The organism is Parvibaculum sp., assembly GCF_049671045.1.
Lineage (GTDB): Bacteria > Pseudomonadota > Alphaproteobacteria > Parvibaculales > Parvibaculaceae > Parvibaculum.
Map to the genome: position 1 here is coordinate 1 of NZ_JBATUH010000060.1, position 11721 is coordinate 11721.

Consider the following 11721-nt stretch of genomic DNA (forward strand, 5'->3'; position numbering starts at 1 on the left):
TTGGCGCATATATTCGTCCGAGACGCGAAGTTCCGGGTCGTCTTCCCCGACCGTCGCGTTCGACCATTCGAAGAGCTTCGGCCCGTCGCTTTCTGGCACGCCGAATAGTTCCGCCAGAACCTCGATCGGAAGCGCTGCCGCGACGGTCGGAATGAAATCGACCTCGCTGCCATTGGCACCCTGCTTTTCGAGCGCGTCGAGAAGGCGCGTCACGCGGCCGCGAATCCGCTCCTCCATATTGGCGATGCGGCGCGGCACGAAGCCGGGCGTGATCATGCGCCGATAGGCGGCGTGCTCCGGCGGGTCCATGGAGATCATGGTCGCGTCGGTCTGGTTGTCCTCGATCTCGTTCTCGTTGAAGATCCGGTGGCCGCCATTCTCCTTGGCGGAGGAAAAGAGTTTCGGGTTCTTCGAGATCGCTTCTATGTCGTCATAGCGCGTGATTGCCCAGAAGCCGGTGCTGTCGGCTTCCGGGTTCCAGTAGACCGGCGCGCTGGCGCGCAACTGCCTGAAGATCTCGTGATGATCGCCGCGCATATAGAGGTCCGGATCCTTGAGGTCCGGCCCGCCATGGAGATCGATCTTTTCCGCCTTGGGTCGCAGCATATTCTCCTCCCGCTATTCTTGTTTGGGAGGAGCTTAGGCCGCATAGCGTTTCCAGCAACAGTGGAAACCACTTTTGCGGTTCGGAAACGCGATAAACAAAGAGCCCGCTTGGGCGTTTCCAGCAACAGTGGAAACCACTTTTGTGGTTCGGAAACGCGATAAACAAAGAGCCCGCACGGGCGTTTCCAGCAACAGTGGAAACCACTTTTGCGGTTCGGAAACGGCTTTCGCTTGACGCAGGGTTTGCCTCGCGCCATCAGGCGACGGGAAAACCGACCGCCTGTTCAAGCTCGGCGAGTGCCTGCGCCGCGCTCGTGACCTTGATCGTCTTCATGCCGAGCAGGGCTGCCGGCTTGAGATTGATGCCGAGATCGTCGAGATAGACCGAGCCCGCCGGAGAGACGCCGAGCGCCTCGCAGGCCATTTCATAGATGCGAGGATCGGGCTTTCTGATACCGACCTTCGAGCTTTCGATCACATGGTCGAAGAGCGACATGATCTCCGCCACCTGCGCCGCCTTGCTCTCCGAGCGCGCCATGCCCGCGCCCGAGCCCGCGGCGACATTGTTGGTGATGCAGCCGACCTTGACGCGCGCCTTGCAGAGCTTCAGGGCCTCGACCATTTCGGGGCGGATGTCGCCGGAGAGAAGTTCAACCACCTCGCGGCCGCGCACCGTCGCGCCCCTGGCGGCTGCTTCCCCTGCGAACAGCGCATCGAATTCATCGAGCGTGCATTCGTTGCGCTCGAACAGCGCCCAGGCATTGGTGTCGGGATTGGTCGCGTTGATCGAGCGGATGAAATCCTTTGGCAGGCCGCGCTCGGCCTCGAAGCGGTTGAAGGCCTCGAACGGGCTCGATGTCAGCACGCCGCCGAAATCCCAACTCACAGCCTCGATCATGTTACCCTCGATTTTTCAATTTCCGTTGGGCGGGAACCTACACCGCCCGTGTTGCTATCGGAAGAAGCGAGAGGGCTGGGGGCAAATGAAGTCCATACTGATCACGTCCGGATTCATTCAGATCTGCGTCGCCGTGCTGCAAGGCTGGATCATCACCGCCATGTATGGCGGCATGAAGCGGTTCGGGCCTCTGAAGAATTCGAAGCGCGTTCTGCAATGCCACATCGACAACATCATGATGAGCCTCTTGCAGTTCGCGATTGCGGCTGTGCATCCGGCGATCCCGACGGTCGCGGGCTGGCTCATCGTCATCGGCTCGTGGCTCAACGCGCAGCTCTTCCTGATCCACGCCGTATCCGAGAAGGGCTATGTCAAAAGCCGCGCGCTGAGCGTGCTCACCTTCTTCTCCTTCTCGACGCTGACGATTGCCTATCCCTGGCTGCTGATCGCCTGGCTGCGGAGCTGAAGCGGCGGGTGCGGGGGCTTCAGCGCTTCTTCACCATGCAGGCCTGCCCCGCGGCCTTGAGCCTGGCGCAGGCCTCCGTTGCGGCGGCCTTCGTCTGGAAGCCCGCGGCGCGGACCCGGTACCACGTGCCCTTGGCGCCGAGATCGGCCTTCTCGATGTCAAGCGCATGGCCGCCAAGCACGGTAGGGAAGCGCTGGTTGAGGGTCCGCCATGAAGCCTTGGCGCTCTTTTCGTCCTTGAGCGCGGCGACCTGAACGAGATAGGCGCCCTTGGCGGAGGCCGGAGCCTTGGTCGCCTGCGCGGGAGCGGGTTTTGCGGTTGCGGCGACTTTCGGCGCTTCGGTCGCGGCCTCGCTGCCGGGCCTGAGGGCGGGCGCGGCTGGCGTCTCCGCCTGCGGGGCTGCCGCGGCTTCGTTCGCCGGAGGTGTGACGGGGGCCTCCATGGCCGCCTGCGGCGCGGGCGTCACTGGCGCGGCGGGCGCGCTCTCGGCCGGTGCCGCGGGCATGGCCGCTTCGGGCTCTGCGGTTTCGGTCTGCGGGGTTTCGGTCTGTGGGGTTTCGGTCTGCGGGATTTCGGCCCCTGCGGATTCTGAATGTGCGGCTTCGGGCGTCGGTGCTGCCGCCGTGATCTCGGGCGCGACCGGCGCCACGCTCTGGCTGTTCCTGCCCGAAAGCGTCAGGAAGGCGCCGCCAATGACGATCGCGCCGATGATGCCGCCGACGATGAGCCGTGTGGCGCCGCTGCCATGCGAGCTGTCCTCGGCCGTGTAGATGATTTCGGGCTCGGGCGGGCGCGGCCGCTCGTCATCGCCTGCGCCTGCGCCGCCGCCGCCCGGCGCCGAGAAGTCCGGCTCCGCGAACAGCGACATGCGTGCGTCGGGATCGAGGTGCGAGGGTTCGGCCTCCCCCTTGCGCGCGAGCAGATCGCTGGTCAGTGAGGCGGGCTTTTTCGACATTCGAGCATATTCCGACAAAAAGAGTTCCGGCACGGCGCTGATAGCCTCGCCGGATCGGGAACCGGAGGCGCGTTGCGCACCAATCTAGCGCAAAGCGGACCTAGGCGGCACCCTTCAGCGTGCCGGGAGCGAAACTACCCGACACCAGCGGCGATGTCTCGCGGCCATGCAGCCGGTCGCTCAGGAACGACCACAGGGAGGCGATTTCCTCGGCCGATTTCGTCTGCGCCGGGATTTCCATCACCGTGCGCCCGTCGATCATGCTGGAAGCGAAATCAACCCGCTGATGAATGACAGCCGGCGCGACGGGGCCGTGATGGGACAGCGCGATGACCGCCTCGGTGGTGATGCGGGCGCGGGAGGCCGCGCCGTTGACCGCGAAGACGAGCGGCTTTCCGACCGTCTCGCAAAGCCGCACGGTCGCCCCGGCGGCCCTGAGGTCATGCGGGCTCGGCCGGGTCGGAATGACCACCAGATCGGAAAGCCCGATCACGAGGCCGATCGTGGAGGTGATGGCGGGCGGCGTATCGATGATGACGAGCCTGACGCCGCCGTCCCGGAGCCGCGCGAGGTCCTGGGCGAGCCCTTCGCTCGAGGCGCGCACGAAGAAGGGACGCTCCGCGTCGCGGGCGTTCCACCACTGCGCCAGGCTGCCCTGCGGGTCGGTGTCGATCAGCGCGACCGGACCGGCATTGCGGCGCTCCGCCTCGACCGCCACATGGCCCGCGAGCGTCGTCTTGCCCGATCCGCCCTTCTGGGACGCGAACGCGATAACATGCATGAGCTTCGGCTTCCTCATCGCTAGGGAAAGGGGACGGCACTGAACAAATACAAGAGCTTGATCCACGCCGCTGGCAGCGCGGACCCCATGCGCCGGGAATCATCCGTCCAGGTCGGCAGGGAAGGGGCGAATCACCCCCTGCGCTGAGATTAGTGTGTGACCCAATTTGGCTCAATATCTTGGGTTGATGTGCAGGAGCCACACCAGCGGGCGTGTCCATCCGGGCACAGTTGCTCTCAGTGCGGAGCGAATTCCGCCGTGACCTTGAGCATGGCGGCGGTGAGCCGGGAGAGGTCCTCCTCGCCGATCACGAGCGGCGGCGTCGTATAGACGATCCTGCCGAAGGGCCGGATGAAGACCCCTTCCTCGACGAAGCGGCGCTTCATGCCGTCGAGATCGTAGATCCGCTCGACTTCGATGACGCCGATGGCGCCCTTGACCCGCACATCGCGCACGCCCCGGATCTCCCGCGCAGGCGCGAGATCGCGGCGAAGCTGCGCCTCGATCGCCGCCACCTGGAAAAGCCGCGGCTCGCGCGCGAAGAGATCGAGCGAGGCGTTCGCCGCCGCGCAGGCCAGCGGATTGCCGGTATAGGTCGGCCCATGCATGAGCGCCCGCGAGCCCTCCTCGCCGAGAAACGCCTCGAAGACCCTCGTGCGCGCGACCGTGGCCGCAAGCGCCATGGTGCCGCCGGTCAAAGCCTTGGAGAGCGTCACGATGTCCGGCACGATGCCGGCCGCCTCGCAGGCGAACATGGAACCCGTCCGCCCGAAGCCCACGAAGATCTCGTCGAGGATGAGCAGCACATTGTGCTTGTCGCAAAGCCGCCTGAGCCGCCGCAGCGTCTCTTCGTCATGGAAGATCATGCCGCCCGCGCCCTGAACGAGCGGCTCGGTGATTACCGCCGCCACTTCATGCGCATGGGCGGCGAGAAAGGCATCGAGCGCCGCTTCCGCCTCCGGCGTCACCGGCAGGCCGGTGATGAGTTGTTCGGCGATCGCGCCCTTGAAGAGCGTGTGCATCCCCTCGTCCGGGTCGCAGACCGACATGGTGGCGAGCGTGTCGCCGTGATAGCCGCCGCGGAAGGAGACGAAGCGCGTGCGCCCCCTGACACCGCTGTTGATCCAGTACTGCACCGCGATCTTCATCGCGATCTCGACCGAGACGGAGCCCGATTCCGAGAAGAACACATGAGCGAGATCGCCGGGCAGGAGATCCGAGAGCCGCGTCGCCAGCGTCAGCACGGGTTCATGCGCGAGCCCGCCAAGCATCACATGCGGCATCTTCTGAAGCTGCGCGGTCACCGCCTCGCGTATGTGTGGATGGTTGTAACCATGCGCGGCCGTCCACCATGAGGAGGTGCCGTCGACAAGCTCGCGCCCGTCGGCAAGGGTGAGCCGAACGCCCTCCGTCCTGGCGACGGGCAGCGCCATCGGCGTCGTCTGCATCTGCGTGTAGGGCAGCCACAAATGACCCGCGCCTTCTCGGAGCCAGCGTGGCACGTCCTTCAGGAGCGGATTGGCAGGCGGAAGGAATGCGGGCTTTCTGTCTCGTTCCATGTCGTCACGCCCGGCCCGGTGGGGCCGGGCTCGCAATCGGAAACCTACTTCTCGGACGGGCAGCTATGGGCCGGCATCGGCTCGAGGCCGAGCTTCGCGAACAGGCGCTCGTCCTTGTCGGCCTCGGGGTTCTTCGTCGTCAGCAGCTTTTCGCCGATGAAGATCGAGTTGGCGCCGGCGAGGAAGCAGAGCGCCTGCGTCTCCTCCGACATGTGCTCGCGCCCGGCCGAGAGGCGGACGACGGATTTCGGCATCAGGATGCGCGCGACCGCGATAGTGCGCACGAAGTCGATCGGGTCGATCTCCTCGGAGTGGCCGAGCGCCGTGCCTTCCACCTGCATGAGCTGGTTGATCGGCACGCTCTGCGGATGCTCCGGCAGGTTGGCGAGCGCGAGCAGCATGCCGACGCGGTCATCCTTGCCTTCGCCCATGCCGACTATGCCGCCCGAGCAGACATTGATGCCCGCCTCGCGCACGCGGGCGAGCGTCTCCAGCCGGTCGGCGAATGTCCGTGTGCTGACGATCTCCTTGTAGTATTCCTCGGAGGTGTCGATGTTGTGATTGTAGTAGTCGAGGCCCGCATCCTTGAGGCGCAGCGTCTGCTCGACCGAGAGCATGCCGAGCGTCATGCAGGTTTCCATGCCCATGGCCTTCACGCCCTCGACCATGGCGACGATGGCGTCCATGTCGCGGTCCTTGGGGCTGCGCCACGCGGCACCCATGCAATAGCGCGAGGCGCCCGCTTCCTTCGCCTTCTTCGCCTCGGCGAGCACGCGCTCGACTTCCATGAGCTTCGTCGCCTTGAGGCCGGTGTCGAATTTCGAGCTCTGCGCGCAATAGCCGCAATCTTCAGGGCAGCCGCCGGTCTTGATCGAGAGCAACGTCGATTTCTGCACCTGGTTCGGGTTGAACCAGCGCCGATGGACAAGCTGCGCCTCGAACAGGAGGTCGTTGAACGGCAGATCGTAGAGCGCCGTCACTTCCTCGCGCGTCCAGTCATGACGCAGCGTATCCGGGCTTGTCCGCGCCGTCACATGGGTGGCGGCGTTCTCGATGCGGGTCTGAAGGGTCATGGAACGGGGTTTCCCCTTGCGGCTAGGAGGCGATTGGGCGAAGCATAGGCGCCTTTCGCCGCATTGCAAGGCGCGCTAGGGTCACGCCCGAAACATCAACCGACATGGAAAGACAAGCCGATGCGGGTCGTCCGTTGCGTCAACTATGGTGAACCCCGTGAGCTGAAGGTTGAAACGGCCGACGAGCCCGTGCCGGGCCCGGGCGAGGTGCTGATTGCGGTCGAGGCGGCGGGGCTCGGCTATGTCGATGCGCTTTTCGTGCGCGGTACCTATCAGGTGAAGCTGCCCTTGCCCTTCATTCCCGGCAGCGAGATCGCCGGCCGTATCGAGGCAGTGGGCGAGGGGCTTTCGGGCGATCTCGTCGGCAATCGCGTCATGGCGCTGTCGAGCCGCGGCGCGCTGGTGGAGAAGGTGGTGCTTCCGGCCGCGATGTGCGCGCCCGTGCCGGGCGGCATGAGCCTCGAGGCGGCGGCGGGCTTCCTCGTCTCCTATTGCACGGCGCTTTACGGGCTTGAAAATTGCGGCGCGCTGAAACAGGGCGAGACGGTGCTGGTGCTGGGCGCGGCGGGCGGCGTCGGCATGGCGGCGATCGACGTGGCGAAGGCCATGGGCGCGCGCGTGATCGCGGCCGCCTCGTCGGAAGAGAAACGAGCCGCAGCGAAGGCGCATGGCGCCGATATGGTGCTCGACTATTCCGATCCCGACTGGCGCAAGGCTCTCGATGCGCTGGTCGAGAAACGCGGCGTCGATGTCGTTTATGATCCCGTCGGCGGCGCCTTCTCCGAAACCGCCTTCCGTTGCCTTGCGCCGGGCGGGCGGCATCTCGTCGTCGGTTTCGCCAATGGCGAGATCCCGAAGCTGCCGCTCAATCTCGCGCTGCTGAAGCGCGCCTCGCTTGTCGGCGTCGACTGGGGCGGCGAGATCCGCGCCAATCCGAAGGCCAATATTCCGCTGATGAAGAAACTCGCCGAATGGGCGGCTGCGGGCAGGATCCACCCCGAGCCGGCCGCGACCTATCCGCTCGAGGAAGCCGGCGCCGTCCTTCAGCGCCCGCTCGAGCGCAAGAGCGTCGGCAAGCCCGTAATCAGGATGGACGCATGACCGGCACCTCGTCGCTCGACAGCTTTGCCGCCGCGAAACTCGCGAGCCTCGAGGCGCAGCGCCTGCGCCGCCGCCTTGTCGAGACGGACCGTCATGGCGAAGTAGCGGTGCGGCGCAACGGCCGGGAACTCGTTTCCTTCTGCTGCAACGACTATCTCAATCTCTCGCATCATCCGCGCGTGATCGCGGCGGCCCTCGCCGCCACGGAGCGCTATGGCACGGGCTCCGGCGCCTCGCGGCTCGTCACCGGCAATCATCCGCTCTTCGCCGTGCTCGAGGCGCGGCTTGCGCGGCTGAAGCAGGCCGAGGACTGCGTCATCTTCGGCTCCGGCTATCTCGCCAATCTCGGCATCGTGCCTGCGCTTGCGGGTCCCGGCGACCTTATCCTCGCCGACGAGCTTTCGCATTCCTGCCTTCTGGCCGGAACGAGGCTCTCGGGCGCAGAGGCGCATATTTTCCGGCACAACGATCTAGCGCATCTCGAGGAGCTTCTCGCGGCCCGCCGCGCCGGGGCGCGCCATTGCCTCATTCTCACCGACGGCGTCTTCAGCATGGATGGCGACCTTGCCCCCGTGCATGAGATGGCAGCGCTCGCCAAGGCGCATGACGCCTGGTTCATGACCGACGATGCGCACGGCATCGGCGTTCTGGGCGAGGGGCGCGGCTCGAGCTTCATCGGCGGCGCGAAGGCCGACGTGCCGCTCCAGATGGGCACGCTGTCAAAGGCGATCGGTTCCTATGGCGGCTATCTCTGCGCGAGCAGGCCGGTTGTCGATTTCATCCGCACCCGCGCCCGCACACTCATCTATTCGACCGGGCTTCCGCCTGCCTCCGTCGCCGCCGCCATCGCCGCGCTCGACGTGATCGAGGAGGAGCCTGACTACGCCGCGCTGCCGGTGAAGAAGGCCCGCGCCTTCACGGGCGCGCTCGGCCTTCCCGAAGCCGAAAGCCCCATCGTCCCCATCGTCATCGGCGATGAGAAGGCGACGCTCGATGCCTCGGCACTTCTCGAAGCGGAAGGCTTCCTTGTCACCGCTATCCGCCCGCCGACCGTGCCCGCGGGCACGGCGCGGCTCCGCTTCACCTTCACCGCCGCGCATCGGGACGAGGACATCGACCGTCTCGCCGCCCTCGTCCGCGCGCGCATCCTCCCGCGCAGGGCCGCTGAATAAAAGAGCCGCTGAATAAAGCTGAACGAAATGACCACCATCTTCGTCACCTCTTCCGGCACCGATATCGGCAAGACCTATGTATCGGCGCTCATTATCCGCCAGCTTCGCGCGAAGGGCCTGCCCGTCCGCGCGCTGAAGCCCGTCGTCAGCGGGCTCGACGAGGCGACGTTTCCGGCAAGCGATCCGGCCGCGCTCCTCGCCGCGCTGGGCGAGCCCGTGCTTTACGAGAATGTGGACACGGTGTCGCGATGGCGCTTCCGGGCGGCGCTCTCGCCCGACATGGCGGCCGCGCGGGAAGGAACGAGCATCGACTTCCGCGAACTCGTCGATCATTGCCGCGCCCGCGAAGCGCTTCACGATCCGCTGCTGATCGAGGGTGTCGGCGGCCTCATCGTACCGCTCGACGACCGGCACACCGTGCTCGACTGGATGCTGGCGCTGAAGGGGCCGCGCCTCGTGCCGCTGCTTGTCGTCGGCTCCTATCTCGGCACGATCAGCCACACGCTGACGACGCTCGACGTGATGAACCGGAACGGCCTCGCGCCGCGCGCCATCGTGGTGAGCGAGTCGCCCGCGGAGCCCGTGCCGCTCGACGAGACGGTCGAGACGATCCGGCGCTTCGCGGGGCTGGAGACAATCGCGCTTCCGCGCAATGGCGAGCCCGATCTCGCCTCGCTCTTCCTCTAGCTGCCTTCAGCGACCCCGCGTCAGCTTCGCGGCGGGAGCCGGTCGCGAATTTCGCCGAGGCGGTCGTGCATGGAAAAGATCACGATATAAAGCTCGCAGACGACGCGCCACAGAACGATGGCGATCACGGTGCCGAGCACGGCCATGACGAGCTGTCCGAGGCCCATGCCGAAGGAATAGCCCATCGTCGAGAACGAGCCGATAAAGGCAATGAGCCCGCCAAGGCCGATCAGGGCTATGCCGATCCAGTAGAGAAACTTGACCACCGAAGTGGCGATCATCCGGTCGAAACTCAGAAATGCTTGCCAGTTCATGATTTCTCCCCGATTCAAACGTCCGCCTACGTTGAATCGAGAGAGTATCAGCAGCTCGCGCGACCGTCACCCGCCATATGCGGCGCAAAATGGCACAATAGCCGGCGGGGATATAAGATCAGTCGACGGATGAAGATCGCCGCCGGAGCCCTCCCGGCAAGAGCGGAAGCCGGCCGCGATGCCTAGCGTTTCGGCCCGAAAAGGCCCCAGAGAATGAGCCCGATCACCGGCAGTGCCAGCACGACGACGATCCAGATCGCCTTCCAGAGAGGCTCGGCATTGCTCTGTGCGATGCGGACGATCGCATAGACGTCGAGAATGGCGATGATGAGCCAGATGAAACCGCCATATCCGTGTGCGAGCATCATGATCGGAACCTCCGGGAAGCGAACCACGCCCAAGCCTAATGCGTCCGCACTCTGAAGGTAAGGGTCAAAGAAGCGCCGGCGTCGTCACGCCTTCATGCGTGAGCAGCCATTTCTTGGTCGGCAGCCCGCCGCCGAAGCCGGTGAGCGCGCCGTTCGAGCCGATGACGCGGTGGCAGGGCACGATGATCGGAATGGGGTTCTTGCCATTGGCGAGCCCCACGGCGCGCATCGCTTTGGGGTTGCCGATGAGGCGCGCAATGTCGGCATAGCTTCGCGTCGCGCCAAAGGGGATCCTCGTCAGCGCGCGCCAGACGCTGAGCTGAAACTCCGTGCCGCGCGGCGCGAGCTTCAGATCCTTGAAGTCGCGGCGCTTGCCCGCGAAATATTCCCTGAGCGCCTTTGCCGCCGCATCGAGATGGGCGCGCGCCGCTTCGCTGCCGCGATTGTCGGCGAAATCGCGCTTCGTCTTTTCGTTCGGGAAGATGACGGCCAGAAGCCCGTCATCGCATGCCGCCAGTCTGAGTTTGCCGATCGGCGAGTCGAGGCTCGCGACGGCGAGGTTTTCATTCCCGGCCTTTTTCATTGCAGTCTCCATCAGTCGGCGGCGAGCGCCTGCGCTTCCGCTTGCCGTGTTTCGAGGTCTTGCGTTTCGATGTTCGGCGCCATCCAGAGAAGAAGCGCCGCATAGCCGCGCCAGGGCCGCCAGCTCTCCGCCATCGCCTCGAGCGCGCGGGGCGTGACGGGGCTCGTACCGCCCGCCGCCTTGCGAAGCCCGAGATCGGAGGCGGGAAAGGCGTCGGGCTCGCCCACCGCGCGCAGGGCGATGTAATGCGCCGTCCATTCGCCTATGCCGGGGACCGAGCAGAATTCGGCGATCTTGTCGTCGAGCGTCGCCGCGGGGTCGAATGTGACCTCCCCTTTGGCGACCGCGCCGGCGAAAGCCTTGAGCGCGGAAATGCGCCCGCCCGTGAGACCGAGCCCGGAGAGATCAGCATCGGCGATTGCCTCCGGCGCCGGGAAAAAATGGGTGAGGCCGCCGGATGCGGCCGGCATCGCCTCGCCGCAGCGGCGGACGAGACGCCCGGCGAGCGTCGTCGCGCCCTTCACCGAAACCTGCTGGCCGAGGATCGTGCGAATGGCGAGTTCGAAACCGTCAAAGGCGCCGGGAACGCGAATGCCCGGCAGCGCGGCGAGCCGGGCGCCGAGCATCGCATCGCCCCGGAGCGCCGCCGCGATCGCCTGGGGCTCCGCATCGAGATCGAAAAGACGCCGCACCCGCGTCGCGATCGAGCGGATGGGCGCGTTTCCGTCCGCGCTGATACGCACTTCGAGCGCGTTCAGTTTTTTTGACGGCAGCACTTCGAGCCTGCCGGCAGCACCCGGCAGGCGGAAGCTGCGCCGATAGGCCTGGCCGGAAATCTCTTCCACGCCCGGTATCGCGCGGAAGGAGAGATAGGCGAGAAGCCGCTCCCAGTCGAAAGGCGGGCGATAGCCGAGCCGCAGCGTCATCGCGCCGGGCGCCGCGCTGCGCGACGCGGTGCTCTCGCGCCGCAATGCCGTCGGCGCGACGCCATAGCTCGCGCGCACGGCATCGTTGAAGCGCCTGAGGCTTTGATACCCGGCCGCGAATGCGATCTCGGCAAAGCCCATATCGGTCTCGCTGATGAGCTGCTTGGCCGCGAGCAGGCGCCGGTTCGCCGCGACCGCCTGCGGCGTCGCGCCGATATGGGCGAGGAAGAGC

Annotated in this window: 13 protein-coding genes and 1 pseudogene; 4 read left to right on the top strand and 10 right to left on the bottom strand. The window is 65.9% G+C overall.

The window, feature by feature from the left end:
- Both WBG82_RS07305 and WBG82_RS07310 read right to left on the bottom strand, forming a co-directional pair.
- A pseudogene (locus tag WBG82_RS07305) lies at positions 1 to 606 on the bottom strand (cytochrome P450); the annotation flags it as partial.
- Between the two features lie 256 nt (positions 607 to 862).
- The gene (locus WBG82_RS07310; protein ID WP_424423176.1) at positions 863 to 1504 is read right to left on the bottom strand and encodes an HAD-IA family hydrolase; all 642 of its coding nucleotides are present in this window, start codon (positions 1502 to 1504) and stop codon (positions 863 to 865) included.
- An 85-nt stretch (positions 1505 to 1589) separates the two neighbouring features.
- On the opposite strand from WBG82_RS07310, the gene WBG82_RS07315 reads away from it, so the two are divergent.
- Complete coding sequence (locus WBG82_RS07315) at positions 1590 to 1970, top strand: hypothetical protein (protein ID WP_324298172.1); 381 nt, start codon at positions 1590 to 1592, stop codon at positions 1968 to 1970.
- A gap of 19 nt (positions 1971 to 1989) precedes the next feature.
- Here WBG82_RS07315 and WBG82_RS07320 read toward each other — a convergent pair whose 3' ends face one another.
- From WBG82_RS07320 to bioB, 4 genes are all read right to left on the bottom strand, one after another.
- Complete coding sequence (locus WBG82_RS07320) at positions 1990 to 2925, bottom strand: SPOR domain-containing protein (protein WP_424423177.1); 936 nt, start codon at positions 2923 to 2925, stop codon at positions 1990 to 1992.
- Between the two features lie 100 nt (positions 2926 to 3025).
- Positions 3026 to 3706, bottom strand: coding sequence for an AAA family ATPase (locus WBG82_RS07325; RefSeq protein ID WP_424423178.1), 681 nt, complete (start codon positions 3704 to 3706; stop codon positions 3026 to 3028).
- A gap of 236 nt (positions 3707 to 3942) precedes the next feature.
- Positions 3943 to 5265, bottom strand: a complete 1323-nt coding sequence (locus WBG82_RS07330; RefSeq protein WP_424423179.1) for an adenosylmethionine--8-amino-7-oxononanoate transaminase — start codon at positions 5263 to 5265, stop codon at positions 3943 to 3945.
- 44 nt (positions 5266 to 5309) lie between these two features.
- On the bottom strand, positions 5310 to 6338 hold the full coding sequence (bioB, locus tag WBG82_RS07335; protein WP_424423180.1) for a biotin synthase BioB: 1029 nt from the start codon (positions 6336 to 6338) through the stop codon (positions 5310 to 5312).
- Positions 6339 to 6458: 120 nt separating this feature from the next.
- On the opposite strand from bioB, the gene WBG82_RS07340 reads away from it, so the two are divergent.
- The 3 genes from WBG82_RS07340 to bioD are packed head-to-tail and all read left to right on the top strand — an operon-like array spanning position 6459 to position 9298.
- Positions 6459 to 7439 (top strand): NADPH:quinone oxidoreductase family protein, encoded by a 981-nt coding sequence (locus WBG82_RS07340; RefSeq protein WP_424423181.1) that lies wholly within the window; start codon positions 6459 to 6461, stop codon positions 7437 to 7439.
- Positions 7436 to 8611 carry an 8-amino-7-oxononanoate synthase gene (gene bioF, locus WBG82_RS07345; protein WP_424423182.1) on the top strand — a complete coding sequence of 392 codons (1176 nt, stop codon included), beginning with the start codon at positions 7436 to 7438 and terminating at the stop codon, positions 8609 to 8611. The genes WBG82_RS07340 and bioF overlap by 4 nt, the downstream gene beginning before the upstream one ends.
- A 27-nt stretch (positions 8612 to 8638) precedes the next feature.
- A complete protein-coding gene (gene bioD / locus WBG82_RS07350; protein ID WP_424423185.1) occupies positions 8639 to 9298 on the top strand; it encodes a dethiobiotin synthase in 660 nt (219 codons plus the stop codon).
- A gap of 20 nt (positions 9299 to 9318) precedes the next feature.
- Here bioD and WBG82_RS07355 read toward each other — a convergent pair whose 3' ends face one another.
- The 4 genes from WBG82_RS07355 to WBG82_RS07370 all read right to left on the bottom strand — a co-directional run.
- Positions 9319 to 9612 (bottom strand): DUF4282 domain-containing protein, encoded by a 294-nt coding sequence (locus WBG82_RS07355; protein WP_324298155.1) that lies wholly within the window; start codon positions 9610 to 9612, stop codon positions 9319 to 9321.
- A 182-nt stretch (positions 9613 to 9794) separates the two neighbouring features.
- Positions 9795 to 9980 carry a PLD nuclease N-terminal domain-containing protein gene (locus WBG82_RS07360; protein WP_424423188.1) on the bottom strand — a complete coding sequence of 62 codons (186 nt, stop codon included), beginning with the start codon at positions 9978 to 9980 and terminating at the stop codon, positions 9795 to 9797.
- A 64-nt stretch (positions 9981 to 10044) separates the two neighbouring features.
- A complete protein-coding gene (locus WBG82_RS07365; protein WP_424423190.1) occupies positions 10045 to 10563 on the bottom strand; it encodes a methylated-DNA--[protein]-cysteine S-methyltransferase in 519 nt (172 codons plus the stop codon).
- 11 nt (positions 10564 to 10574) lie between these two features.
- On the bottom strand, positions 10575 to 11721 hold a 1147-nt coding region (locus WBG82_RS07370), incomplete at its 5' end, for a DNA-3-methyladenine glycosylase 2 (protein ID WP_424423193.1).

What these genes read in the sequence shown, in the direction of transcription:
- WBG82_RS07310 (WP_424423176.1), bottom strand. Translation starts at nt 1,504, where the DNA reads ATGATCGAGGCTGTGAGTTGGGATTTCGGCGGCGTGCTGACATCGAGC.
- WBG82_RS07315 (WP_324298172.1), top strand. Translation starts at nt 1,590, where the DNA reads ATGAAGTCCATACTGATCACGTCCGGATTCATTCAGATCTGCGTCGCC.
- WBG82_RS07320 (WP_424423177.1), bottom strand. Translation starts at nt 2,925, where the DNA reads ATGTCGAAAAAGCCCGCCTCACTGACCAGCGATCTGCTCGCGCGCAAG.
- WBG82_RS07325 (WP_424423178.1), bottom strand. Translation starts at nt 3,706, where the DNA reads ATGCATGTTATCGCGTTCGCGTCCCAGAAGGGCGGATCGGGCAAGACG.
- WBG82_RS07330 (WP_424423179.1), bottom strand. Translation starts at nt 5,265, where the DNA reads ATGGAACGAGACAGAAAGCCCGCATTCCTTCCGCCTGCCAATCCGCTC.
- bioB (WP_424423180.1), bottom strand. Translation starts at nt 6,338, where the DNA reads ATGACCCTTCAGACCCGCATCGAGAACGCCGCCACCCATGTGACGGCG.
- WBG82_RS07340 (WP_424423181.1), top strand. Translation starts at nt 6,459, where the DNA reads ATGCGGGTCGTCCGTTGCGTCAACTATGGTGAACCCCGTGAGCTGAAG.
- bioF (WP_424423182.1), top strand. Translation starts at nt 7,436, where the DNA reads ATGACCGGCACCTCGTCGCTCGACAGCTTTGCCGCCGCGAAACTCGCG.
- bioD (WP_424423185.1), top strand. Translation starts at nt 8,639, where the DNA reads ATGACCACCATCTTCGTCACCTCTTCCGGCACCGATATCGGCAAGACC.
- WBG82_RS07355 (WP_324298155.1), bottom strand. Translation starts at nt 9,612, where the DNA reads ATGAACTGGCAAGCATTTCTGAGTTTCGACCGGATGATCGCCACTTCG.
- WBG82_RS07360 (WP_424423188.1), bottom strand. Translation starts at nt 9,980, where the DNA reads ATGATGCTCGCACACGGATATGGCGGTTTCATCTGGCTCATCATCGCC.
- WBG82_RS07365 (WP_424423190.1), bottom strand. Translation starts at nt 10,563, where the DNA reads ATGAAAAAGGCCGGGAATGAAAACCTCGCCGTCGCGAGCCTCGACTCG.